The organism is Curvibacter cyanobacteriorum (assembly GCF_028649475.1).
GTDB lineage: Bacteria > Pseudomonadota > Gammaproteobacteria > Burkholderiales > Burkholderiaceae_C > Curvibacter > Curvibacter cyanobacteriorum.
Map to the genome: position 1 here is coordinate 110,003 of NZ_JAQSIP010000009.1, position 22,196 is coordinate 132,198.

The 22,196-nt window shown below is 69.2% G+C and carries 22 protein-coding genes; 13 read left to right on the forward strand and 9 right to left on the reverse strand.

The window, feature by feature from the left end; all coding sequences use genetic code 11:
- From PSQ40_RS17405 to hpaR, 3 genes are read right to left on the reverse strand one after another with little or no spacing between them, the layout of a single operon-like run.
- Window positions 1-777, reverse strand: a complete 777-nt coding sequence (locus PSQ40_RS17405; RefSeq protein ID WP_273953158.1) for a fumarylacetoacetate hydrolase family protein — start codon at window positions 775-777, stop codon at window positions 1-3.
- Window positions 774-1,442 carry a fumarylacetoacetate hydrolase family protein gene (locus PSQ40_RS17410; protein WP_273953159.1) on the reverse strand — a complete coding sequence of 223 codons (669 nt, stop codon included), beginning with the start codon at window positions 1,440-1,442 and terminating at the stop codon, window positions 774-776. Before PSQ40_RS17410 ends, PSQ40_RS17405 begins: the two co-directional genes overlap by 4 nt.
- Window positions 1,439-1,879: a homoprotocatechuate degradation operon regulator HpaR gene (gene hpaR / locus PSQ40_RS17415; RefSeq protein WP_273953160.1), complete on the reverse strand. Its 441-nt coding sequence runs from the start codon at window positions 1,877-1,879 to the stop codon at window positions 1,439-1,441. Before hpaR ends, PSQ40_RS17410 begins: the two co-directional genes overlap by 4 nt.
- Window positions 1,880-1,979: 100 nt before the next feature.
- Here hpaR and radA point away from each other — a divergent pair, with 100 nt between their 5' ends.
- The 8 genes from radA to PSQ40_RS17455 all read left to right on the forward strand — a co-directional run bounded on the left by radA (window position 1,980) and on the right by PSQ40_RS17455 (window position 9,214).
- The gene (radA, locus tag PSQ40_RS17420; protein ID WP_273953161.1) at window positions 1,980-3,374 is read left to right on the forward strand and encodes a DNA repair protein RadA; all 1,395 of its coding nucleotides are present in this window, start codon (window positions 1,980-1,982) and stop codon (window positions 3,372-3,374) included.
- Window positions 3,375-3,441: 67 nt separating this feature from the next.
- The gene (locus PSQ40_RS17425) at window positions 3,442-3,861 is read left to right on the forward strand and encodes a glycerate kinase (RefSeq protein WP_273953162.1); all 420 of its coding nucleotides are present in this window, start codon (window positions 3,442-3,444) and stop codon (window positions 3,859-3,861) included.
- Window positions 3,862-3,942: 81 nt separating this feature from the next.
- Window positions 3,943-4,881, forward strand: coding sequence for a branched-chain amino acid transaminase (locus PSQ40_RS17430; protein ID WP_273953163.1), 939 nt, complete (start codon window positions 3,943-3,945; stop codon window positions 4,879-4,881).
- A gap of 37 nt (window positions 4,882-4,918) precedes the next feature.
- A complete protein-coding gene (locus PSQ40_RS17435; RefSeq protein WP_273953164.1) occupies window positions 4,919-5,125 on the forward strand; it encodes a zinc-finger domain-containing protein in 207 nt (68 codons plus the stop codon).
- 43 nt (window positions 5,126-5,168) lie between these two features.
- Window positions 5,169-6,041, forward strand: a complete 873-nt coding sequence (locus PSQ40_RS17440; RefSeq protein ID WP_273953165.1) for a glycosyltransferase family 2 protein — start codon at window positions 5,169-5,171, stop codon at window positions 6,039-6,041.
- Window positions 6,042-6,062: 21 nt separating this feature from the next.
- Window positions 6,063-6,899: a glycosyltransferase family 2 protein gene (locus PSQ40_RS17445; RefSeq protein WP_273953166.1), complete on the forward strand. Its 837-nt coding sequence runs from the start codon at window positions 6,063-6,065 to the stop codon at window positions 6,897-6,899.
- Window positions 6,900-6,901: 2 nt separating this feature from the next.
- Complete coding sequence (locus PSQ40_RS17450) at window positions 6,902-8,224, forward strand: O-antigen ligase family protein (RefSeq protein ID WP_273953167.1); 1,323 nt, start codon at window positions 6,902-6,904, stop codon at window positions 8,222-8,224.
- 15 nt (window positions 8,225-8,239) lie between these two features.
- Window positions 8,240-9,214 carry a glycosyltransferase gene (locus PSQ40_RS17455; RefSeq protein WP_273953168.1) on the forward strand — a complete coding sequence of 325 codons (975 nt, stop codon included), beginning with the start codon at window positions 8,240-8,242 and terminating at the stop codon, window positions 9,212-9,214.
- 38 nt (window positions 9,215-9,252) lie between these two features.
- Here the strand turns inward: PSQ40_RS17455 and PSQ40_RS17460 are convergent, their stop codons facing one another.
- Complete coding sequence (locus tag PSQ40_RS17460; protein ID WP_273953169.1) at window positions 9,253-10,290, reverse strand: NAD(P)H-dependent flavin oxidoreductase; 1,038 nt, start codon at window positions 10,288-10,290, stop codon at window positions 9,253-9,255.
- 74 nt (window positions 10,291-10,364) lie between these two features.
- Here PSQ40_RS17460 and PSQ40_RS17465 point away from each other — a divergent pair, with 74 nt between their 5' ends.
- Window positions 10,365-11,267: a LysR family transcriptional regulator gene (locus PSQ40_RS17465; RefSeq protein WP_273953170.1), complete on the forward strand. Its 903-nt coding sequence runs from the start codon at window positions 10,365-10,367 to the stop codon at window positions 11,265-11,267.
- 44 nt (window positions 11,268-11,311) lie between these two features.
- Here PSQ40_RS17465 and PSQ40_RS17470 read toward each other — a convergent pair whose 3' ends face one another.
- The 3 genes from PSQ40_RS17470 to PSQ40_RS17480 form a co-directional block, all read right to left on the reverse strand.
- Window positions 11,312-12,499 (reverse strand): sensor histidine kinase, encoded by a 1,188-nt coding sequence (locus PSQ40_RS17470; protein ID WP_273953228.1) that lies wholly within the window; start codon window positions 12,497-12,499, stop codon window positions 11,312-11,314.
- A 116-nt stretch (window positions 12,500-12,615) separates the two neighbouring features.
- Complete coding sequence (locus PSQ40_RS17475; RefSeq protein WP_273953171.1) at window positions 12,616-13,326, reverse strand: response regulator; 711 nt, start codon at window positions 13,324-13,326, stop codon at window positions 12,616-12,618.
- Between the two features lie 159 nt (window positions 13,327-13,485).
- On the reverse strand, window positions 13,486-14,829 hold the full coding sequence (locus PSQ40_RS17480; RefSeq protein ID WP_273953172.1) for an AmpG family muropeptide MFS transporter: 1,344 nt from the start codon (window positions 14,827-14,829) through the stop codon (window positions 13,486-13,488).
- A 58-nt stretch (window positions 14,830-14,887) separates the two neighbouring features.
- Between PSQ40_RS17480 and PSQ40_RS17485 the strand changes: the two genes are divergently transcribed.
- On the forward strand, window positions 14,888-15,784 hold the full coding sequence (locus PSQ40_RS17485; protein ID WP_409338614.1) for a M48 family metallopeptidase: 897 nt from the start codon (window positions 14,888-14,890) through the stop codon (window positions 15,782-15,784).
- A 30-nt stretch (window positions 15,785-15,814) separates the two neighbouring features.
- Here PSQ40_RS17485 and PSQ40_RS17490 read toward each other — a convergent pair whose 3' ends face one another.
- Both PSQ40_RS17490 and PSQ40_RS17495 read right to left on the reverse strand, forming a co-directional pair.
- Window positions 15,815-16,453, reverse strand: a complete 639-nt coding sequence (locus tag PSQ40_RS17490) for an MBL fold metallo-hydrolase (RefSeq protein WP_273953173.1) — start codon at window positions 16,451-16,453, stop codon at window positions 15,815-15,817.
- 188 nt (window positions 16,454-16,641) lie between these two features.
- Window positions 16,642-17,538, reverse strand: a complete 897-nt coding sequence (locus PSQ40_RS17495) for a LysR family transcriptional regulator (protein WP_273953174.1) — start codon at window positions 17,536-17,538, stop codon at window positions 16,642-16,644.
- A 105-nt stretch (window positions 17,539-17,643) separates the two neighbouring features.
- Between PSQ40_RS17495 and PSQ40_RS17500 the strand changes: the two genes are divergently transcribed.
- The 3 genes from PSQ40_RS17500 to PSQ40_RS17510 all read left to right on the forward strand — a co-directional run bounded on the left by PSQ40_RS17500 (window position 17,644) and on the right by PSQ40_RS17510 (window position 22,106).
- Window positions 17,644-18,846: an alpha-hydroxy acid oxidase gene (locus PSQ40_RS17500; protein WP_273953175.1), complete on the forward strand. Its 1,203-nt coding sequence runs from the start codon at window positions 17,644-17,646 to the stop codon at window positions 18,844-18,846.
- Window positions 18,847-18,902: 56 nt separating this feature from the next.
- Window positions 18,903-19,889, forward strand: coding sequence for a tripartite tricarboxylate transporter substrate binding protein BugE (locus PSQ40_RS17505; protein ID WP_273953176.1), 987 nt, complete (start codon window positions 18,903-18,905; stop codon window positions 19,887-19,889).
- A gap of 432 nt (window positions 19,890-20,321) precedes the next feature.
- Window positions 20,322-22,106, forward strand: a complete 1,785-nt coding sequence (locus PSQ40_RS17510; protein ID WP_273953177.1) for a methyl-accepting chemotaxis protein — start codon at window positions 20,322-20,324, stop codon at window positions 22,104-22,106.
- The last annotated feature ends 90 nt before the right edge of the window (window positions 22,107-22,196 follow it).

The following is a 22,196-nucleotide window of genomic DNA, read 5'->3' on the forward strand; positions in this document are numbered from 1 at the left end:
TCAACCTTGTCGAATGAAGTTGTGGAGCGTGCCGAGGCCCTCGATGGCGGTCACGACCTCGGCGCCGGGCGGGCAGTCGACCACGCCATCGGGGGTGCCGGTGAGGATCAGGTCGCCCGGCGAGAGCGTCATGAAGGCGCTGAAGTACTCGATCAGGAACGGCACGTCGAACACCATGTCGCGGGTGTTGCCGCGCTGGGTCACGACGCCGTTGACGGTGGTCTGCAGCGCCAGGTTCATCGGGCCGCCGGGGCGGGCGTGGACGTCCGCCGCATCCACCAGCCAGGGCCCCAGCGGGGTGCAGGTGTCGCGGTTTTTGACGCGCAGATTGGGGCGGTACCAGTTCTCCAGGTAGTCGCGGATCGCGTAGTCATTGGCCACCGTGTAGCCCTGCACAAAGTCATAGGCGTCGGCCCGCTTGACATGGCGCGCCGTGCGGCCGATCACCACCGCCAGTTCGCACTCGTAGTGCATGTGCCGGGCGTCGGCGGGGCGCACGGTGTGTTCGCGGTGGCCGATCAGCGAGGCTTCGCCCTTCAGGAACGCCAAGGGTTCGGTGGGCGGTTTGAACGCCAGTTCTTTGGCGTGGTCGGCGTAGTTCAGACCCATGGCAAAGATGCTGCGTGCGCGCGGCACCGGGGCCAGCGGCGGCAGCCAGCGCACCGCGTCAAAGGCCACGCGGCGGCCGTCGTCCAGGCGCAGCGCGCCCCCGTCTTCGACCGCGTGCAGCGGGCCCAGTTCGGGCGCGTCGTTCAGCAGGATGCGGGCGTGTTTCATGCGCGGGCCTCCTCGGCGCTGAGGTGGTGGCGCAGCGGGGCAAACCCCGGCGCGCTGAGCTCGACCGTGTCGCCCGGCCGCAGCAGCGGCCGGCCGCCATCGGCGGCCACGTCGCAGCCCAGCATCAACACGTCGCCGGGGCGCAGGGTCATGAAGTCGTTGACGTCGGCCCACAGGGTGGCGGCATCGCGGCGCAGCCGGCCCAGGTCCACGCTCTGGCGCAGCTCGCCGTTGACGTGCACGCTCAAACTCAGCGTGGCCAGTTCGGCCAGGCTGCCCAGGGGCCGCAGCGCGGCTGGCGTGCCCAGGAAGCCATCGCGGCAGCGGTACTTGACCGGCGGGCGGAAGTAGCTGTCATGGGGCAGGCTGAAGTCGTTGAGCAGGGCCGCGGCCCACTGGCCTTGCGCGTCGCGTACCAGGCCCAGCGTGGCCCCGGCCTCGACGCCGGGGGCGTCGGCCGGCACGGTCACCTGGCCGCCGTCGGGGTTCCAGGTGTTGGCGGTTTTGATGTAGAGCACCGGGGCCTGCGGTGGCGCCTGGTAGGGCGCCTCGAGCATGCGCGGCCGCCACAGGGTGTGTTCGTGCTCAAAGTTCAGCAGCACGCCGTACACGGTGCCGGCAGGTTGCCAGGGCGCGGCGGTGCCGGGCGGGAGGGCGGCGCTCATGGTTGCTCCAGTTCGATCAGGGTGTCCAGCAGTTCGTAAAGCTGCGCGAGCTTGTCCTTGCCCAGGGCTTTCTCCATCCACAGGTAGTGCGCCTCGATGGTCAGTGACAGCTTTTCGACCAGGCGCAGGCCCTTGTCGGTGGCCTGCACCACGGTGCTGCGGGCGTCCTGCGGGTCGCGCTGGCGCTGGATCAGGCCGTCGCGCTCCATGCGGGTCAGCACGCCGGTCAGGCTGGGGCCCAGGATGAAGGCCTCGCGCGCCACGCGCCCGGTCTCCACCACGCCGTGCTCGCCCAGCACGCGCAGCACACGCCATTGCTGGTCCGACAGGCCGTGCTGGCGCAGGCTGGGCCGGGTGTGGGCCATCACCGCTTCGCGCGCCTGCAGCAGCAGGCGGGGCAGGTTGCGGTGGACAAAGGGTTGGATCACGGTGCTCATTTATTTAACATGTTAAATGTTTAGAGGTGGTGATCGCATGGTGTTAACCCGGAGTCGTTCGGCGGGTCGCTATAGTGGCCGCCTGTTGTCAGAGGCCCCCATGTCGCGCGAAAAAACCATCTACACCTGCACCGAATGCGGTGGCACCAGTGCCAAGTGGCTGGGCAAATGCCCGCAGTGCAATGCCTGGAACACCCTGGTCGAGTCGGTGGCCGAGGGCGCGGGGGCGGGCGGGGGCAAGAACCGGCTCAGCGCACCGGCTTACTCGGGCTATGCGGGGCTGGCGCAGGCGGTCACACCGCTGTCGGCGATCGAGGCCACCGAGGTGGCGCGCACGCCCAGCGGGCTCGAGGAACTGGACCGGGTGCTGGGCGGCGGCATCGTCGAGGGCGGGGTGGTGCTGATCGGCGGTGACCCGGGCATTGGCAAGTCCACCCTGCTGCTGCAGGCGCTGGACGCGCTGCAGCGCCGCGGCCTGGAGACGCTGTACGTGACCGGTGAGGAAAGCGGCGCCCAGGTGGCGCTGCGCTCGCGCCGCCTGGGGCTGGACAACAGCCAGGTCAAGGTGATGGCCGAGATCCAGCTCGAGAAGATCCTCGCCACCATCGAGGCGCGCCAGCCCGCGGTGGCGGTGATTGATTCGATCCAGACCATTTACAGCGACCAGCTCAGCTCGGCGCCGGGCTCGGTGGCCCAGGTGCGCGAGTGCTCGGCCCACCTGACGCGACTGGCCAAGGGCACGGGCATCGCCATCGTGCTGATCGGCCACGTCACCAAGGAGGGCGCGCTGGCCGGCCCGCGCGTGCTCGAGCACATGGTCGACACGGTGCTGTATTTCGAGGGGGACACCCATTCCACCCACCGCCTGGTGCGCGCCATCAAGAACCGCTTTGGCGCGGTCAACGAGATTGGCGTCTTCGCCATGACCGAGCGCGGCCTGAAGGGCGTGAGCAACCCCAGCGCGATCTTTCTGTCGCAGCACAGCCAGCCGGTGCCCGGCAGCTGCGTGCTGGTCACGCTCGAAGGCACGCGCCCGCTGCTGGTCGAGATCCAGGCCCTGGTCGACGGCGGCGGGCCCAGCCCGCGCCGCCTCAGCGTGGGCCTGGAGCGCGACCGCCTGGCCATGCTGCTGGCGGTGTTGCACCGGCATGCCGGCGTGGCCTGCATGGACCAGGACGTGTTCGTCAACGCGGTGGGCGGGGTGCGCATCAGCGAGCCCGCGGCCGACCTCGCGGTGCTGCTGGCCATCACCTCCTCGCTGCGTGGCAAGGCCTTGCCCAAGGGCTTCCTGGCCTTTGGCGAGGTCGGCCTGGCGGGCGAGATCCGGCCCGCGCCGCGCGGCCAGGAGCGGCTCAAGGAGGCCGCCAAGCTGGGCTTCAGCGTGGCCGTGGTGCCCAAGGCCAACGCCCCCAAGAAGCCGATCGAGGGCCTGACGGTGCACGCCGTCGAGCGGGTGGACGAGGCCATGGATCTGATCCGCCGCGAGCTGGATTGACCACCCGCCCCGCAGCCTACGCACAAGCCACAGCCGCCCCCGGGGCCGGCCATAGGAAAATGCGCGCATGAACTTCAAGAAAATTCTGGTCCCCGTGGGCGGCCTGTTGATCGTCGGCCTGGCCTACCGCGCCTATGGCCTGGCGGGCGTGGCCGCGGCCCTGGGGGGCGTCGTGATGTGGGTGCTGATGCACTACACGCGCCTGATGCAGGTGCTCAAGCGTGCCAACAACAACCCCATTGGTTACGTGGGCAGCGCGGTCATGTTGAACGCCAAGCTGCGCCCCGGCGTGCCCCTGATCCATGTGCTGGCGCTGACCCGCGCCCTGGGCGAGTTGCAGTCGCCGGAGGGCGAACAGCCCGAGGTGTACCGTTGGACCGACGGCACCCGCTCGCATGTCACGGCCGAGTTCCGCGACGGCAAGCTGGTGCAGTGGACCCTCGTGCGCCCCCCCGCCGAAGACGCCGAAGCCCCGCCCACACCGTAAAATCGCGGTTTGCACCGCTGGTGACCGGTTCTGGCTGGCCGGTCAACGGTGCCTCGACGTTTTTTCAAAGGACACAAGCGCATGAGCACCCTTCCCCCCTCCATGGCGGACCGCGACGGCAAGATCTGGATGGACGGCCAAATGGTCGACTGGCGTGACGCCAAGATCCACGTCCTGACCCACACCCTGCACTACGGCTGCGGTGCCTTCGAAGGGGTGCGTGCCTACAACACGGTCAATGGCACGGCGATCTTCCGCCTGGAAGACCACACCAAGCGCCTGTTCAACAGCGCCAAGATCCTGCGCATGACCCTGCCTTTCACCCAGGAAGAGGTGAATGAGGCGCAAAAGGCCGTGGTGCGCGAAAACAAGCTCGAAAGCTGCTACCTGCGTCCGCTGACCTGGATCGGCTCGCAAAAGCTGGGCGTCAGCCCCAAGGGCAACACCATCCATTTGATGGTCGCGGCCTGGGCCTGGGGCGCCTACCTGGGTGAAGAAGGCCTGAAGCGCGGCATCCGCGTCAAGACCTCCAGCTACACCCGCCACCACGTCAACATCACCATGACGCAGGCCAAGGCGGTCAGCAACTACAGCAACTCGATCCTGGCCAACATGGAAGCCACCGACGACGGCTACGACGAAGCGCTGCTGCTGGATTCGTCGGGCTTTGTGTCCGAAGGCGCGGGCGAGAACATCTTCATCATCAAGGACGGCGTGATCTACACGCCCGACCTGTCGGCCGGTGCCCTGAACGGCATCACCCGCAACACGGTGTTCCACATTGCCCAGGACCTGGGCCTGAACATCGTGCAAAAGCGCATCACCCGCGACGAGGTGTACATCGCCGACGAGGCGTTCTTCACCGGCACCGCCGCCGAAGTGACCCCGATCCGCGAGCTCGACCGCATCGAGATCGGCAGTGGCTCGCGCGGCCCGATCACCGAAAAGATCCAGTCGGCGTTCTTCGACATCGTGAACGGCCGCAACCCCAAGTACGCCCACTGGCTGACCCCGGTCTGAGCGCTGCTGGCTTGAACTACCAAAAACAAGGGACCCCATGAGTACCGCTGCTGTTGAACTGCTGGCCAAGGACTTGAACGCCCAAGGCGGCGTGTTCTGCCCCAACCCCAAGGCTGACATGAAGTTGTGGAACAGCCACCCCAAGGTTTACCTGGACGTGGCCCGCACCGGCGAAGCCAAGTGCCCGTACTGCGGCACGGTGTACCGCCTGAAGGCGGGCGAAGTGGTGTCGCATCACCACTGAGCACCCGGTGGCTTCGCCGCCCCGGTCTCACCCCCCCGGCATGATGTCCCCGGACACCGCCGCGCTGCTGTCCCAGGTCACCGTGCTGGTGGTGACCTACAACAGCGGGCACTGCCTGCCCGCGCTGGCCCAGGGCCTGGCGCGGCTGCCGCATGTCCGCGTGGTGGACAACGCCAGCCAGGACGGCACGCCCGACGCGGTGCGGCGCCTGTTGCCCACGGCCGAGCTGACCTGCCTGCCCAGCAACAAGGGCTATGGCGTGGCCAACAACGCGGGCCTGGCCGAGGTGCGCACGCCCTACGCGCTGTTGCTCAACCCCGACTGCGAGGTCACGCCCGACGCCATCGCGGCCCTGGTGCGCGCCGCCCAGGCCTGGCCCGAGGCCACCTTGCTGGTGCCCCAGTTGGTCGACGGCGATGGGGCGTTGCAGGTCAATTACAGCTGGCCGCGCCACGCCTGGAAGCCCCGTCAGGGGGCCGCCGATGGCCCGCTGGGCGTGGGGTATGCCTGTGCCGCGGTGATGTTGATCCACATGGACCGGCTGCGCCCACTGGGCTTTTTTGACCCGCGATTCTTCCTGTACTACGAGGACGAGGACCTGTGCCTGCGGGTGTTCCAGCAGCACGGGCAGATCCTGGTGTTGCCCGACATCCGCGTCACCCACCTGTCGCGCGGCTCGGTGCGCGGCCCGCGGCCCTGGCGCTCGGAGTACTGGCGCGGCTACCACCATGCGCAGTCGAAAATCACCTTCATCCACAAGCACGCAGGGGCTGTCGCCGGCGCGCGCGCGCAACGCCGCCTGATGTTGTCGGCTTGCGCCAACGTGCTGGTCCGGGCCTTGCTGGTGTCGCCCAAACACCTGGCCCGGGCTTGGGGCCGCTTGCGCGGTGTGTGGCAGTTGCCGCCCCAGGCCTGAGCCCCCTTTTTGACGAGCACCATGTCGACCCCCTCATCCAACGTGCCCGGCCCGTCGGCCGCCGCCTGGCCCACCGACCGCCCCAGCCTGACCATTGGCGTCCTGACCAAGAACGAGGCCCACCACATCGAGGCTTGTCTGCGCAGCGCCGCCTTTGCCGATCAGGTCATCGTGATCGACAGTGGCAGCACCGACAACACCGTGGCGCTGGCCCAGGCTTGGGGCGCCGAGGTGCACCTGTACCCCGACTGGCAGGGCTTTGCGGTGCAGCGCACGCGCCTGCTGTCGCACGCGCGGGGCGATTATTTGTTCTACCTGGACGCCGACGAGGTCATCACCCCGGCGCTGCAGGCCCAGATCGAGGCCGCGGTGCGCTCGGGCGAACGCGCCATCTGGGCCATCGAATGGAGCGTGGTGGCCTACGGCCGCGAGCTCAAGTACTTCTTGTCGCAGTCGCGCCTGGACCGCATGTTCCGCCGCGACATGCTGGAGCGCTACGAAGGCGTGGTGCACGAGCACGCCGTGCTCAAGCCACAGGCCGAGCCGGTGCCGCGCCATGCCTTCAAGGCCCGCCTGCTGCATTACTCGCGTGAAACCGTGCGCGGCAGCCTGGAGAAGCTGACCCAGTACGCCATGCTGGGCGCGGCCAAGCGGGCCCAGGCGGGCAAACGCGGGGGCGTGCTGCGGGGCATGGCCTCGGCGTTCGCGATCTTTTTGCGCCTGTACGTGTTCCGCCTGGGCTTCCTCGGCGGCGGGCCCGGCTTCCTGTTCTGCTTTTTCATCGCGCTGGAGTGCTTCTTCCGCTACGCCGCGCTGTACTACGACCGCGACTCCCTCAGCCAGTCGGTGGGGCGCTGACGATGCAGTCCACGCCTGAGCAAGCCCCATCGCCCACCGCGGCGCTGCTGGCGGGGATGTCGCCCGCGGAGCGGGCGTCCTCGCTGGCGGCGTTCGCCTTTCCGGCGCTGTCGCTGTGCCTGCCCAGTGGGTATTCCTGGGGCGCGACCTTGCTGCTGCTGGCGGCGCTGCTGACCAGCCGCCACTGGTGGCACCGGCCCGCGGACTGGACCCAACTGCGCTGGCTGGTCGCGGCCGTGGTGTTCATGGGGATGGACTGGCTGATCGATGCTTTGATCAGCCAGGGCAGCTGGCGCGGGCTGGACAAGCCGTTGAAGTACTTCCTGGCCTTGCCCTGCCTGTTTTTTGTGCTGCGTTACCCGCCGCGTCCGCGCGCCCTGTGGGCCGGCTTGGCGGTCGGTGCCAGCCTCAGCGGCCTGGTGTCGCTGTACCAGTACCTGGTGCAAGGCATGTGGCGCACCGAAGGATTCACCAACGCCATCCAGTACGGCAACCTCAGCCTGCTGATGGCCATCATGTGCCTGATCGGGGCCATGACCTGGCCCGAGGGCCCGCGCCGTCTGGCCTGGCGCCTGGCGCTGGGCGTGGGCATGGTGCTGGGCCTGGTGGCGTCCTTGCTGTCGCAGGCGCGCGGTGGCTGGCTGTCGCTGGTGTTCATCCTGCCGGTGCTGGTCTGGCTGGTGCGCCGCTACATTCCGCTCAAGCGCCTGCTGGTGGCGCTGGGCGCGCTGGGTTTGTCGCTGGTGCTGCTGGTGGCCGCCATGGGCCCCACCCTGTTGCACCGCCTGACGCTGGCGGTCGACGAGGTGCGCGAGTACGAGACCACCGGTCACTCCGACAACTCGGTGGGCCAGCGCCTCGCGCACTGGAAAGCCGCCTGGCACATGGGCCTGCAGCGCCCGCTGCTGGGTTGGACCCAGGCCGGTTACGAGCAGGAAAAGCAACGCCTGGTGGCCGCCGGCGAGGCCCCTGCCGTGGTGCTGGTCTATGGCCATGCGCACAATGAATTTGTCGACGTGTTCGCCAAGCGCGGACTGCTGGGCCTGTTCTCGGTGCTGGGCCTGTATGCGGCGGTGCTCTGGTTGTTCTGGCCGCGCCTGGGGCAGGCCTTGTCGCCCGAACGCCAGGGGCTGCAACTGGCCGCGCTGATGATGCCGCTGGCTTACCTGGGCTTTGGCCTGACCCAGGCCTTCCTGGGCCACAACAGCGGCACCATGTTCTACCTGTTCATGACGCTGCTGATGTATGGCGCCTTGCGCCCGCCGCAGGCGGCGGGACCGGCCGCCGCCACACCGCCGCCGGCCTCGGCGTCGCCCATGGCCTGATCCTGGAGCCCGCCCATGCACGTCTTGCTGGTCAACAACGCGCCCATCCCGGTGTTTGCCTACGGCGGCACCGAGCGCGTCATCTGGGACCTGGGCCGCGCCCTGGTGGGCTTGGGGCACCGCGTCAGTTACCTGGTGCCCGAGGGGTCGCACTGTGACTTTGCGCAGGTGCTGCCGATCCGCCCGGGCCAACCCTGGGCGGCGCAGATCCCGGCCGATGTGGACGTGGTGCATTTCCAGTTCAACCCCAAGACCGACATCGGTCGCCCCTTTGTGGTCACCGAGCACGGCAACGGCCGCGACCCCGACCCGCTGGCGCTGAACACCATCTTTGTCTCGCGCAACCACGCGCAACGCCATGGCTCGACCCGCTATGTGCTCAATGGCCTGGACTGGTCGGCCTACGGGCCGGTGGATTTCGAGCGCGCGCGCGGCCACCACCACTTTTTGGGCAAGGCGGCCTGGCGGGTCAAGAACGTCAAGGGCGCGATCCGCGTGGCGGCGTTGGCCGGCGTCGAGCTGGACGTGCTGGGGGGCACCCGGCTCAACCTGCGGCGTGGCTTCCGCTTCACCTGGTCGCCGCGTGTGCATTTCTACGGCATGGTGGGCGGGCAGCAGAAGTTTGACCTGCTCAACGCCTCGCGTGGCCTGATCTTGCCGGTGCGCTGGCACGAGCCCTTTGGCCTCGCGGTGATCGAAAGCCTCTACTTTGGTTGCCCGGTGTTCGCCACGCCCTACGGCGCCTTGCCCGAGTTGGTGCCGCACGACTGCGGCACCCTGGCGGCCAGCGCGGCCGAACTGGCCGAGGCGGTGCGGGCCTGGCGCGGCGACCCGCGCGCCTGCCAGGCGGCGGTGCTGCACCGCTTCAGTGCCGACACCATGGCACGCGGCTACCTGCAGTGTTATGAAGAGGTGCTGGCCGGTGGCCAGCTGAACCCGCAGCCGCCGCACATGGCCGAGTCGGCCTTCGACCAGCCCTGGCAGAACTGAGGCCGCGGGCCCCGAGGCGGGCGCCGCGCCCGGCCCGCTCAGCCACCCAAGCGCTGGCGCGCGCCTTCGCTCAGGGCCTGCAGGATCTGCGCCGCCGGTGGGCAGTCGTGGATCAGGCCCACCCCTTCGCCGACGGTGGCATGGGCGCGGCGGTAGTCCTGTTCGGCCACCCCGGCGTCGTACTCGGCGCGGGCGGCGGCGGGGTCCTGGCGCAGGGCCTCGACGCGCGACTCCCAGGCCTGGTGCAGCGGGTTGCGCAGGGCCCGGAAGTCATACGGCGCCGGCCAGTGCTTGCGCCGCAAGATGTCAAACACCTCCGAGCGCGCCGTGCCGTCGCCGGTGCTGGCCACGGCCTGTGCCTTGGCCCCGGCCGGGGCCAGGCTTTCCTGGCTGGCCCACAGGCGCGAGCCGACCAGGGCGCCATCGGCGCCCAGCACGCGGCTGGCGGCCAGGGTGCGGCCATCGGCGATGCCCCCCGCGGCCAGCAGCAAGGTGGCGGGCGCCTGGGCCGCCAGGGCGTCGGCCAACTCGGGCACCAGGGTCAGGGTGGCCCGGCCGTTCAGCGCGTTCATGCCGTGGCCGCCGGCCTCAGCGCCTTGGGCCACCACCACCTGGGCGCCGGCTTCCAGCACCTGGGGCAGTTGTTCCAGGCGCTGGATCTGGCAGATCAGGTCCACGCCGCGGGCCCGCAGGCGTGCCGCGTAAGGCCGTGGGTTGCCAAACGACAGCATCACGGCGCGCGGCAAATCGGCCTCGGCCTGGTCCAGCAACCAGTCCAGCGCGGAGGCGTCCTCGTCCAGTTTCCAGGTGATGAAGCCACAGCCAATGCGCCCTGTGGCTTTGGACTTCAAGGCGAGTGTGTACTCACGTTGAGTCCAAGTCAGGTCGCCATAACCGCCCCCCACCAGGCCCAGCGCCCCCGCGTCGGCGCAGGCCGCTGCCAAGGCCCCGCCCGAGGCCAGGGCCATGGGCGCCAAGGCCACCGGCAGGCTCAGGCCGTAGCGTTGGCTGAAACGGGACTCGGGCCAGAGGCGGCCCGCGGTGGCGGCGGTGGAGGGGGGCGGGGTGGAGGTCATGGGGCGATTGTGGTGGGCGTGACAAAGCGAGTCCAACGAATAAAAATGAAGCTATTCATCGATTTGGACGAAGTATGGATTTTGCCGACCTGCAGACTTTCCGGGCCGTGGTGGAGCACGGTGGGGTGACCGCGGCCGCCGCGCAGCTGCACCGGGTGCAGTCCAGCATCTCGGCCCGCCTGTCGGCGCTGGAGCGCGACCTGGGCTGCGCCTTGTTCGAGCGCGTGGGGCGCCGCCTGCAACTCACCCCCGAGGGCCGCCACCTGTACGAGCGCAGCGCCGCCCTGGTGCAGGACCTGGTGGCGCTGCGCCAGGAACTGGCGGGCACCGGCCCGGGCGCCGTGCTGTGCCTGGGCGCCATGGAGAGCACCGCCGCCGTGCGCCTGGCCCCCGTGCTGGCGCAGTTGCGCCGCGCCCAGCCCGGCATGCGCCTGTCGCTGCGCACCGGCACCACCGGGGCCTTGCTGCAAGGCCTGGAACAGCATGCGCTGGACGCGGTGCTGGTGGCGGGGCCGGCCAACCGACCCACCCTCGACTGGCAGCCGGTGTTTGAGGAGGAACTGGTCTTGATCACCCCGCTGCCCTTGCCCACCGCGCTGGCGAGTGGCGCCGCCGCTGATGGCGACTTGAACGCCGCGCCGCTGCCCGCCACGGGCCTGGTCACCTTCAGCGCGGGTTGCGCCTACCGCGAAGTGGCCCTGGACTGGGCGCGTGCCCAAGGCCTGCCGCCTGGGCCGGCGACCGAGATCGGGTCATACCATGCGCTGGCCGCGGCGGTGACCGCCGGCATGGGCCTGGGCCTGCTGCCCCGTGCGGTGCTGGGCAGCCTCGACACCCGGGGCCTGCAGGTGCAGGCGTTGCCCGAGGCCTGGGCGCGGCAGACCACCTGGCTGGTGACCCGGCAAGGGCCGGCTTCGGCGGCCTTGCGGGCGCTGGTGCAGGCTTTGCGCGGCGGGACGCTGGCGCCTTCGGCCTGACGGGGGGCGCACCGCACCGGGGCCGCCGGCGCCCGCCATGCGGCTCAGGGGGTGTGCGGTAGGGTCAGCACAAAGCAGGCGCCGCCGCCCTCGTGGTCCTCGCAGCGCACGCTGCCGCCGTGCCGTTCGGCGATCGACTTGACCAGGGCCAGGCCCAGGCCCACGCCGCCTTCACGCTCGCTGGCGCCGGGCAGGCGGTAGAAGGGCTCAAAAATGCGCTCGCGCAGCGCCGGCGGCACGCCCGGCCCGCGGTCACAGACCGCCAGCCGGATCTGCGTCCCCTGGCGTGACAACTTGACGCGGATGTCCCCTTGGCCATAGCGGCGCGCGTTCTCCAGCAGGTTGCGCACGGCCCGGCGCAGCAGCTTGGACACGCCGGTCACGGCCAGTTCGCTGCTGCCGTCGTCGGCCTCCAGCTCCGCGCCCACGCGGGCACATTCCTCGGCCGACAGGCCCACCAGGTCAACCGATTCCAGGGTGCCCATGTCGGCTTCGCTGGCGTCGAGTCGGCTGGCCAGCAAGATCTCGTCGATCAGTTGGTCCAGCTCGGCGATGTTGCGCTTGATCTCGTCGCGGAAGCCCGGCGCCGCCTGCGTGCCCATCAGCTCCACCCCCATGCGGATGCGCGCCAGCGGCGAGCGCAGCTCGTGGGAGGCGTTGGCCAGCAGCGCCTTGTGCGACTGCATCAGGGTTTCGATGCGCTCGGCCGCGTGGTTGAAGCGCTCGGCCAGGTAGGCCACCTCGTCGTGGCCGTGCACCGGCACGCGCACCGACAGCTCGCCCGCGCCCCAGCGCTCGACGCCGCGTTGCAGCTCTTCGAGCCGGCGCGTCAGCTTGCGGATGATGGGGTAGGTGGCCAGGGCCACGGCAATGGCACACAAGCCCAGCGTCCAGAAGAAGCCGAAGGGCTTGCCCCAAAAGCTGCGCGGTGGGCGCGGCAGGTGGATGCTGAGCAGTTCACCGCTGTCCATCTTGACCACGAACTCGGGGCCGTTGCGGTGCGGCGGCGGTGGCTCGCCAGGGGGCCAGGGGGGAGCGCCCTCGGGGCCCGCACGCGGGCCGGGTGGCGGCGGTGGGCCGCCCGGGAAGCCCGCTTCGTCGGGCGGCGGGCGCAGGCGCAACGCCCCCGAGCCCACCACGTCGCCGGTGGCGTTGCGCACCACGGCCTCGCGCAGCGGGGGGTCGCTGGCCAGGCGCCAGGCCCCCGCCACGCCCAGGGTCAGCAGCGCCATGGCCAGCAGCACGGCCAACCAGATGCGCACGTACAGGCGCCGGGTCAGGCGCTGCAGCGGGTTGCCGGCGAAACGGGGCGCGGGCGGCGGGGCAGGGGGAAGGGGGGGCGTCAAGGTCAGTCCTGCTGTTTGGCGAACACATAGCCCACGCCCCGCACGGTCAGGATGCGCTTGGGGGCCTTGGGGTCGGACTCGATGGCCAGCCGGATGCGGCCCATGTGCACGTCGATCGAGCGGTCAAAGGCCTCAAGTTCGCGGCCCCGCACGGCTTCCATGATCTGGTCGCGGGTCAGCACGCGGCCGGCCCGCTCGGCCAGGGTGATCAGCAGGTCGAACTGGTAGGAGGTGAGTTCGGCCGCCTGCCCGTTGACGCTGACGCTGCGCGCATCACGGTCGATTTCGAGCGAGCCAAAGCGCATCACTTGCGAGGGGGCATGGCCGCTGTCGTTCTTGCGGCGCAGGATGGCGCGGATGCGGGCCAGCAACTCGCGCGGCTCGAAGGGCTTGGGCAGGTAGTCGTCGGCCCCGAGTTCGAGGCCGATGATGCGGTCCATGGGGTCGCCCTTGGCGGTCAGCATCAAGATGGGGGTGTGCGCCTGCGCACCCGGCAGCGAGCGGATGCGGCGGCAGATTTCCAGCCCATCCAGGTCAGGCAGCATCAGGTCCAGCACCACCAGATCGGGTGCGTTGGCGCTGCCCTGCATGCGCTCCAGCCCGGCCGTGCCGGTGGCGGCGTGGGCCACGGCAAAGCCGGACTGGCCCAGGTACTCGCCCACCATCTGGGCCAGGCGGGCATCGTCTTCAATCATCAAGAGCTGGGTCGTCATGAGCGGGGTCGTTGTAAAGTTGCTTGACAGATCATCTTCCAAACTTGTAGGCACATCTTGAAGTCGCCGTAAAGTAAAGTAAACCCGTCCCGCCGCCCCAGCGAGGCCGTTGCCCGGTGCTCGTTTGCTCTCTTTTCAGGAGCAAAAAAGGCTTTTATTTCAAGTGCTGGGAGGCGTCTTGACCCGGGACGCCAGTGCCACCAGCAGCAGCACCGGGACCCCCAGCAAGGCCGTGGAGACAAAAAACTGGCTGTAGCCAAACGCGTCCACATAGCGCCCGGAGAAGCCCGCCAGCCACTTGGGGGCCAGCAACATCATCGAACTGAACAGCGCGTACTGCGTGGCAGAGTAGCTGATGTTGGTTAAAGACGACAGGTAGGCGATGAAGGCGGCCGAGGCGATGCCGCTCGACAGGTTGTCGGCCGAGACCACAAAAATCAGCCCGTTCACGTCGTGCCCCCGGGCGCCGAGCCAGGCGAACAGCAGGTTGCTGGCCGCGCTCAGGGCCGCGCCCAGCATCAGCACGCGCATCACGCCCAGGCGCATCGACAGGGCCCCGCCGATGAAAGCGCCCAGCAGGGTCATGATGACGCCGTACACCTTGGTCACCGCGGCCACCTCGTCCTTGGTGTAGCCCATGTCCACGTAGAACGGGTTGGCCATGATGCCCATCACCACGTCGCTGATGCGGTAGACCGCGATCAGGCCCAGGATCAGCGCGGCCTGCCAGCGGTAGCGGCGCAGGAAGTCGGCAAACGGCTCGATCAACGCCCCTTGCAGCCATTCGGCCGCATTGCGCGCCGGCTTGTGGGGCTGCGGCACGGGCTCGCGTGAGAACAGCACCGTCAGCATGCCCACCGCCATCGACGCCGCCATCACCAGGTAAGCGCTTTGCCAGGCCGCGTGCTGGTAGGCATTGGCCGAGGGCACTTCGGCGCGGGCGGCCACCCACAGCACCCCCGCGCCCGCCCAGATCATGGCCAGGCGGTAGCCGGTCTGGTAGGACGCGGCCAGCGCGGCCTGGCGCTGGGCGTCGGCCGACTCGATGCGGAAAGCGTCCAGCGCGATGTCTTGCGTGGCCGAGCCAAAGGCCACCGCCAGGGCACAGCCCACCAGCAGGTGCAGGTCCTGTTGGGGGTCGACCAGGGCCATGCCCACCAGGCCCCCGGTGACCGCCAGTTGCGACAGCAGCAGCCAGCTGCGGCGCCGACCCAGCCAGGGTGTCAGGCCCGGCAGGGGCAGGCGGTCGACCAGGGGCGCCCAGACCCATTTGAAGCCGTAGGCCAGCCCCACCCACGACAGGTAGCCGATGGTGGTGCGGTCCACCCCGGCCTCGCGCAGGCGAAAACTCAGCGTGCCCAAGACCAGCAGCAGCGGCAGCCCGGCCGAGAACCCCAGCGCCAGCATGCGCAGGCTGGGGGCCTCCAGGTACACCTTCAGCGTGGCCAGCCAGGAGCGGCGGGGGGCGGGGGCAGGGCTGTCAGTGGCGGGGGCATCGTTCATGCGGGAATAATAAGCGTTGGTCCACTCCCTCCCCACCCGTTTGCTGTCGGAGCCCCCCATGTCAGAGTCCCTCATTCAGACCCCTTTGTCTGCCGCCCTCCCGTCGGCTGGTGTGGCCATGCGCCGCGCGCGCCGGCGCTGGGCCCGCGCTGCGGGCTGGGCCTTGGCCGCCGCGCTGGCCGGTGGCCCGGCCGCCTGGGCGCAGGACGTGGGCGTCGGCCACGATGTGGGCAAGAACTCGGCCTTCACCAAGCTGGTCCCTGCGGCTCAGATCGAGCAGGCCGCGGTGCAGCAGTACGCGCAGATGCTGCGCGAAGCGCAGGCCAAAAACGCCCTGGGCAGCGACAACCACCCGCAGGTGCTGCGGCTGCGCTCGATTGCGCGCCGCTTGATCCCGTTCAGCTACGAGTGGAACCCGCGCGCCCGCGACTGGCGCTGGGAGGTCAACCTGATCGGCTCCAAGCAGATCAACGCCTTCTGCATGCCGGCAGGCAAGATCGCCTTCTACACCGGCATCCTCGACCAGCTCAAGCTGACCGACGACGAGGTGGCGATGGTCATGGGCCACGAAATCGCCCACGCCCTGCGCGAGCACGCGCGCGAACGCATGGGCAAGTCGGCGGCCACCAACATTGGCGTCAACGTGATCAGTTCGGTGCTGGGCTTTGGCCAGATCGGCCAGACCCTGACGCAGTACGGTGCTCAGTTGCTGACGCTGGAGTTCAGCCGCGAAGACGAGTCCGAGGCCGACCTGGTGGGCATGGAGCTGGCCGCCCGCGCGGGCTTTGACCCGCGCGCCGGCGTCACGCTGTGGCAGAAGATGAGCGCCGCCAGCAAGGGCGCGCCACCGCAGTTCCTGTCCACCCACCCTTCGGGGGCGACCCGCATCGCCGACATCGAGCGCAAGCTGCCCAAGGTCATGCCGCTGTACGAAGCCGCGCGCAAAAACGGCTGAGTTCCTGGCGCGCCAGCAGGCCTGGCGGCCTCAGGTCCCACCGACGTAGGGGTTGCTCTGGCGTTCGCGGCCAAAAGTGCTTTCGGGGCCGTGGCCCGGGATGAACACCGTGTCATCGCCCATCGGCCACAGGCGCTCGGTGATGCTGGCGATCAGCTGCGCATGGTTGCCCTGCGGGAAGTCGGTGCGGCCAATGCTGCCGGCAAACAGCACATCGCCCACGAAGGCGCGCTTCATCTCGGGCGAGTAGAACACCACATGGCCCGGCGTGTGGCCCGGGCAGTGGCGCACCTGCAAGGTGTGGCGGCCCAGGGTCACGGTGTCGCCGTCGTGCAACCAGCGCGTGGGGGAGAACAGGCCCGCGGGCGGGAAGCCAAACATCTGGCTTTGCTGCGGCAGGCCGTCGATCCAGAACTGGTCGCCCGGGTGCGGGCCGATGATCGGCAGGTTCAGGCGCTTGGCCAATTCGGCCGTGCCGCCCGCGTGGTCGATGTGGGCATGGGTGAGCCAGATCTGCTCCAGCGTCAGATCGCGCTGGTCCAGCTCGGCCAGCAAGCGGTCGATGTCCCCGCCCGGGTCGATGACCGCGGCCTGGCGGCTTTCATCGCACCAGACGAGGGAGCAGTTCTGCTGGAAAGCGGTGACGGGAACGGTGTGGTACTGCAGCATGGTGGGGAGAGGGGTCCAAAACAAAGGGGGCGACCCAGCGCGACAGGCCCAGGTCAGGCAGGCCAAGCATAGCGCCCAGCGGGCACCGTGTGGCGGGCGGCTTCAGGGGGCGGGGGGCTTGTGCGGGGGGCGCCCGGTCCCGCCGCCGTGGGGGCGTCGGGCGCTCGGGTGTTCAGGGGCTCAGGGGTTCAGGTGCTGAAGGGGTGGTGCCGAAAATCAACGTGCTGCTGGACCAAGGGCTGGAGCGTGCTGATCAGGGCGCGGGCATCGCCGCGCCGCCATTGGAAGTGGTAGTGCAATGGCTGCAGCGGGGTGGCGGTGTGCAGGCTTTGCAAGCCCATCGCCGCCACCCAGTGCGTGGGCAAAAAACCAATCCCCACGCCCAGGCGCAACATGCCGGCCACGGCGCCCCAGCTGTTGCAGTGGATGCGCTCGCGCACCGTGACCTGCTGGCGGTGCAGCCAGTCATCCAACAGGCGGGTGGTGCCTGCCGTGTGCGGCAGGGTCACCAAGGGGTGGTGTTGCAGCCATTGCCCGGCCTCGTGCTCCGCTGCGTTGGCCAAGCCGGGCGCCGCGGCCCAGCTGAACTGCGCCGCCCCGACCGGCTGTGACAGCAGTTCGCTGCGCGAGCTGCGGCCTGCGATCACCGCAAAGTCCAGCTCGCCATCGGCCAGGCGCCGCTCGAGCACGCGGCCGACGTCGACAAAAGGCTCCAGCGCCAGCCCGGGGTGGGCCTGGCGCACCGCCGCCACCCAGTGCGGCAGCCAGGTCAGGGCGGACAGGTCGCCGACCCCAAAGCGGCACCGCCCGGTCAGGGCCACCTTGGCCTGCAACGTCTGGCTCAGCGCCGCCATGGCATTGAGCACCGCCAGCGCCGACGGCAGCAGCTGTTGGCCGGCCTCGGTTAGCACCGCGCGGTGCCCGCTGCGGTCAAACAGCGTCTGGCCCAGGGCGGCTTCGAGCTCCGTGATGCGCTTGGACAGCGACGACACCGACACATGCACCCGCTCGGCCGCGGTGGCGAAGTTGCTGCAGGTGGCGGCCCACCAGAAGGCCTCCAGCTGCTTGATCGAGGGGGTGGTCATGTTTCTAGAAATCGAACATATGCGTTCTAAATATATCGCTTTTATTTGATAAGCAGCCTGCCTAAAGTCGCAGCCACCCGATTGACCCGCCCGCTCGCTCGACCCATGGCCAACTACGCAGAACCCTCCTCCGTCCCCGTCCCCGCCGCCTTGCGCGCCATGCTGTCGCTGCACGACTTCGAGGACGCGGCCCGCCGGCGCCTGCCGCGTCCCATCTTTGGCTACATCGCGGGTGCGGCCGAGGACAACACCTCGCTGCGCGACAACCGCGGGGTGTTCGCCGAGTACGGGCTGGTCACGCGGGTGCTGCGCGATGTCTCGCAGCGCAGCCAGTCGGTGACGCTGTTTGGCCAGCGCTACAGCAGCCCCTTCGGCATCGCGCCCATGGGCATCAACGCGCTGTCCACCTACCGGGGGGACCTGGTGCTGGCGCGGGCCGCCCAGCAGGCGGGCGTGGTGTCGATCATGAGCGGCACCTCGCTGATCCCGATGGAGGCAGTGGCCCGCGAGTCACCCGCCACCTGGTTCCAGGCCTACTTGCCCGGTGACCCCGCGCGCATCGACGCGCTGATCGACCGGGTGGAGCGCGCAGGCTTCAACACCCTGGTGGTGACGGTGGACATCCCCATCTCGGCCAACCGCGAGAACAACATCCGCACCGGCTTCTCGACGCCGCTGCGTCCCAGCCTGCGCCTGGCCTGGGATGGCCTGGTGCGGCCGCGTTGGGTGCTCGACACCTTCTTGCGCACTTGGCTGCGCCACGGCATGCCGCACTTTGAGAACTCGTTCGCCACCCGGGGCGCGCCGATCCTTTCGCCATCCGTGCTGCGCGATTTCTCGGCCCGCGACCACCTGAGCTGGCAGCACCTCGAGGTCATCCGGCGCCGCTGGAAGGGCCCCCTGGTCGTGAAGGGCCTGCTCAGCGTGGACGACGCGCTGCAGGCCCAGCGCCTGGGCGCCGACGCCATCGTGCTGTCCAACCATGGGGGGCGCCAACTCGATGGGGCGTGCTCGCCCATGCGTGTGCTCGGGTCGGTGGTGCAGGCCGTCGGGCCCGACTACCCGGTGCTGATCGACAGTGGCTTCCGGCGCGGCTCGGACGTCCTCAAGGCGCTGGCCCTGGGCGCGCGCCTGGTGCTGATTGGCCGCCCCTTCAACTACGCCGCCGCCGTGGCGGGTGAGGCCGGTGTGGCCCACGCCATCGGCCTGCTGCGCGACGAGGTGGACCGCAACATGGCCATGCTCGGCGTGACGGCCTGCGCCGAACTGGGCCCGCAGCACCTGATCCGCCAGCGCCCCGCGGCCTGACGCGGCCCCGACCCCACACCCCGGCTTGACCCTTCAACCACACCAAGGAGACCTTCATGTTGACCCCCTTCCTGCGCCTGGGCGCGCGCGCTGCGCTGTGCAGCCTGGCTTTGACCGCTGGCGCGGCCGCCGTGGCGCAAGGCAGCTACCCCAGCAAGCCGATCCGCCTGATCGTGCCCTTCGCCGCCGGGGGCACCACCGACATCATTGCCCGCGCGGTGGCCGAACCCCTGGCGCGTGAACTGGGTCAGCCGGTCGTGGTCGACAACAAAAGCGGCGCCGGGGGCACCGTGGGGGCGCAGGAAGCCGTGCGTGCCAAGGCCGACGGCTACACCCTGAGCATGGCCACCGTGTCAACCACCGCCACCAACCCGGCCATCACGCCCAAGTTTCCCTACCACCCCGAGACCGACTTCACGCCCATCAGCAACATCGCAGCCACCCCCAATGTGATCGCTGTCACGGCCAGGTTCCCGGCGCAGGACTACAAGGGTTTTGTCCAGGAACTCAAGAACAACCCCGACAAGTACGCCTACGCCTCCACCGGCAGCGGCAGCATCACCCACATGCTGATGGAGATGTTCAAAGCCTCGGCGGGCGTGCAGATCACCCATGTGCCCTACCGGGGCGCCGGCCCGGCCCTGAACGACGTGGTGGCCGGGCAGGTCAGCATGAACCTGGACAACCTGCCGTCCTCGCTGCCCTTCATCAAGGCCGGCAAGCTGGTGCCCATCGTGGTGGCGGCGCCCAGGCGACTGGCCGCCCTGCCCAACGTGCCCACCTTCAAGGAAGTCGGCCTCGAGCCCGTCAACCGCATGGCCTATTACGGCCTGGTTGGCCCCAAAGGCCTGCCCAAGGAGGTGGTCGACCGGGTCCACACGGCGATCAGGAAAGTGCTGGCCACGCCCGCGGTGCAACAGCACATCGAAGGCACCGGCTCGATCATTGTGGGCAATACCCCCGAGCAGTTTGCCGAGCAGATCAAGGTGGAATTCGCGCTGTATAAGCAGGTGGTGAAAACCCAGAATCTGACGCTGGATTGAGAGCGCGGGCCGGTTTTTGAAAATCAGCCCGTCCAGTCGCCATTCAAGCGATGGATTTGAATGGCCGGCGCTGCAAAATAACCGCCTCCGATTTTGTCGAGGTCTGCGCGCTGATTTTGAGCGCACCGGCCTGGCGCTGGGGCGATCAGGGATGGCGGCGTCTGGCCGGCCAGCCCTAGCCCCCGTGCGCCCGTGCGCCCGGGGCGGGCGGGTGAGGCGGCTGGCCCGGGGCGGCCGGCCTCGGTGTCCCCGCGATTTAAATCCCCAAAGTGCCTTCATTTCACTTGATCGCCATCATCTGATCGCGGGGGGCGGCTCGATAGAATCAGAGGCCGTACCAGCTCAAGGGCGGGCAGGATCAAAGCGTTTGACTGGGAGCCAGCAAGCGACTCTGAAGTCATCAGATAAATGGCGTGAGGATGGGGGCGATTTTTGAATCAATTTAAGATTTCAACGCGGGTCATGGCCTTATTGGCCTTGATGTCGCTGCTGTTGAGCGCGGTTGGCGGACTCGGTTTGTACGGCATGAGTCAAACCAACGCGGCGCTGCAGACTGTTTTTGTCGATCGCGTGGAGCCCTTGGCCGCATTGGCCGACGTGCAGCGTCTGTTGCTGCGCCATCGCCTGGCCGTGGCGAACGCGGTGGCCTTCAACGACCCCAGTCACACCCGCCGCTACGTCGACGAGATCGAGGCCAACGAGCAGCGCATCACCCGCGTCTGGTCGGCTTACATGGCGACCTACCTGACCCCGGAAGAAGTCAAACTGGCCCGGGATTTCGAGGTGGCCCGGGCTCAGTTTGTCAACGACGGGCTTCGACCCGCCGTGGCCGCGATGCAGCGCAATGACCTGGAGCAGACACGTCGCCTGGCGCTCGACAAAATCCACCCGCTCTGGGACCCCGTGCGCGACAGCATGAACGGCCTGCAGCAGTTGCAAGTGGCGGTGGCACGGCAGGAGTTTCAGCAAGGGCAAGGCCGCTTCGAGGTGATTCGTCGGCTGGCGCTGGCGTCCATCATCGGGGGCATTTTGCTGGGGGCATTCGTCGGGCTGTCCCTGGTGCGGGGGCTGCGGCGCTCGCTGGCGCAGGCCATCGCGGTGACCGAGGCCGTGGCCCAGGGCGACCTGAGCCGCCGCATCGAGGTGCACGGGCGCGATGAGGTGGCGCAGTTGCTGACAGCGCTGTCGACCATGCAGGCCAGCCTCATCCAGGTGGTGACCACGGTGCGTCACGGCGCCGACGGCGTGTCGACGGCCAGCACGGAAATCGCGACGGGCAATGCCGACCTCAGTGCCCGGACGGAGAGCCAGGCCAGTGCCCTGCAGGAAACCGCCGCCTCCATGGAGCAGTTGGGTTCTGCCGTGAAGCACAACGCCGACAACGCCGCCCAAGCCAACCAGCTGGCGTTCAGTGCCTCGCAAGTGGCCAGCCAGGGCGGGGAGGTGGTGTCGCAGGTGGTGAACACGATGCGGGACATCCACCAAAGCAGCCAGCGCATCGCCGACATCATCGGGGTCATCGATGGCATTGCCTTCCAGACCAACATCCTGGCGCTGAATGCCGCCGTCGAGGCCGCCCGGGCCGGCGAGCAGGGGCGTGGTTTTGCCGTGGTCGCTGGTGAGGTGCGCTCACTGGCCAGCCGCAGTGCGGCGGCCGCCAAAGAAATCAAGACCCTGATCACCACCAGTGTGGACCGCGTGGGGCAGGGCACCGAGCTGGTCGACCGGGCCGGACACACCATGGACGAGGTGGTCGCTGCGATCGCCCGCGTCCGCGACATGGTGGGCGAGATCACCGCCGCCACGGGCGAACAAAGCGCCGGCGTGGCCCAGGTGGGGGAGGCGGTGGCGCAGATTGACCACACGACGCAGCAGAACGCGGCGCTGGTCGAGCAGATGGCCGCGGCCGCAGCCAGTCTCAACAGCCAGGCCCGTGAGCTGGTGCAGGCGGTCAGTGTCTTCCGGCTCCAGCCGGGGCAGGAAGGCGCCGCACCGGCCCACCCCCAAGCGGCGGCCCGCGCGGCCTCCGCTCGCCCTGCCCAGCCGCCCCTGGCCCACCGGCCTCTCGCCAAGGCGGCGTCGCCTGCGGCTGCGCCCGCGGCTGCGCCCGCCCTGACCCAGTCGGCCCCGGTGGCGCCCGCCGCCTCGGCGGCGTCTCCGGGCCGCAACGCATCGCCGCCCACCCAGGGGCGCGACGACGACTGGGAAACCTTCTGACCGGGACCCTGGGCTGAGCGGGGCTCGGCCCTGACCGGGGCCCTGGCGATCCTGCGCGCGGCCCGGGTGGCTCTTCGGCAAACCCCCCCG

Excerpts from the sequence above, each read along its gene's own strand:
- PSQ40_RS17405 (WP_273953158.1), bottom strand. The coding sequence starts at position 777 with ATGAAACACGCCCGCATCCTGCTGAACGACGCGCCCGAACTGGGCCCG.
- PSQ40_RS17410 (WP_273953159.1), bottom strand. The coding sequence starts at position 1,442 with ATGAGCGCCGCCCTCCCGCCCGGCACCGCCGCGCCCTGGCAACCTGCC.
- hpaR (WP_273953160.1), bottom strand. The coding sequence starts at position 1,879 with ATGAGCACCGTGATCCAACCCTTTGTCCACCGCAACCTGCCCCGCCTG.
- radA (WP_273953161.1), top strand. The coding sequence starts at position 1,980 with ATGTCGCGCGAAAAAACCATCTACACCTGCACCGAATGCGGTGGCACC.
- PSQ40_RS17425 (WP_273953162.1), top strand. The coding sequence starts at position 3,442 with ATGAACTTCAAGAAAATTCTGGTCCCCGTGGGCGGCCTGTTGATCGTC.
- PSQ40_RS17430 (WP_273953163.1), top strand. The coding sequence starts at position 3,943 with ATGAGCACCCTTCCCCCCTCCATGGCGGACCGCGACGGCAAGATCTGG.
- PSQ40_RS17435 (WP_273953164.1), top strand. The coding sequence starts at position 4,919 with ATGAGTACCGCTGCTGTTGAACTGCTGGCCAAGGACTTGAACGCCCAA.
- PSQ40_RS17440 (WP_273953165.1), top strand. The coding sequence starts at position 5,169 with ATGTCCCCGGACACCGCCGCGCTGCTGTCCCAGGTCACCGTGCTGGTG.
- PSQ40_RS17445 (WP_273953166.1), top strand. The coding sequence starts at position 6,063 with ATGTCGACCCCCTCATCCAACGTGCCCGGCCCGTCGGCCGCCGCCTGG.
- PSQ40_RS17450 (WP_273953167.1), top strand. The coding sequence starts at position 6,902 with ATGCAGTCCACGCCTGAGCAAGCCCCATCGCCCACCGCGGCGCTGCTG.
- PSQ40_RS17455 (WP_273953168.1), top strand. The coding sequence starts at position 8,240 with ATGCACGTCTTGCTGGTCAACAACGCGCCCATCCCGGTGTTTGCCTAC.
- PSQ40_RS17460 (WP_273953169.1), bottom strand. The coding sequence starts at position 10,290 with ATGACCTCCACCCCGCCCCCCTCCACCGCCGCCACCGCGGGCCGCCTC.
- PSQ40_RS17465 (WP_273953170.1), top strand. The coding sequence starts at position 10,365 with ATGGATTTTGCCGACCTGCAGACTTTCCGGGCCGTGGTGGAGCACGGT.
- PSQ40_RS17470 (WP_273953228.1), bottom strand. The coding sequence starts at position 12,499 with ATGGCGCTGCTGACCCTGGGCGTGGCGGGGGCCTGGCGCCTGGCCAGC.
- PSQ40_RS17475 (WP_273953171.1), bottom strand. The coding sequence starts at position 13,326 with ATGACGACCCAGCTCTTGATGATTGAAGACGATGCCCGCCTGGCCCAG.
- PSQ40_RS17480 (WP_273953172.1), bottom strand. The coding sequence starts at position 14,829 with ATGAACGATGCCCCCGCCACTGACAGCCCTGCCCCCGCCCCCCGCCGC.
- PSQ40_RS17485 (WP_409338614.1), top strand. The coding sequence starts at position 14,888 with ATGTCAGAGTCCCTCATTCAGACCCCTTTGTCTGCCGCCCTCCCGTCG.
- PSQ40_RS17490 (WP_273953173.1), bottom strand. The coding sequence starts at position 16,453 with ATGCTGCAGTACCACACCGTTCCCGTCACCGCTTTCCAGCAGAACTGC.
- PSQ40_RS17495 (WP_273953174.1), bottom strand. The coding sequence starts at position 17,538 with ATGACCACCCCCTCGATCAAGCAGCTGGAGGCCTTCTGGTGGGCCGCC.
- PSQ40_RS17500 (WP_273953175.1), top strand. The coding sequence starts at position 17,644 with ATGGCCAACTACGCAGAACCCTCCTCCGTCCCCGTCCCCGCCGCCTTG.
- PSQ40_RS17505 (WP_273953176.1), top strand. The coding sequence starts at position 18,903 with ATGTTGACCCCCTTCCTGCGCCTGGGCGCGCGCGCTGCGCTGTGCAGC.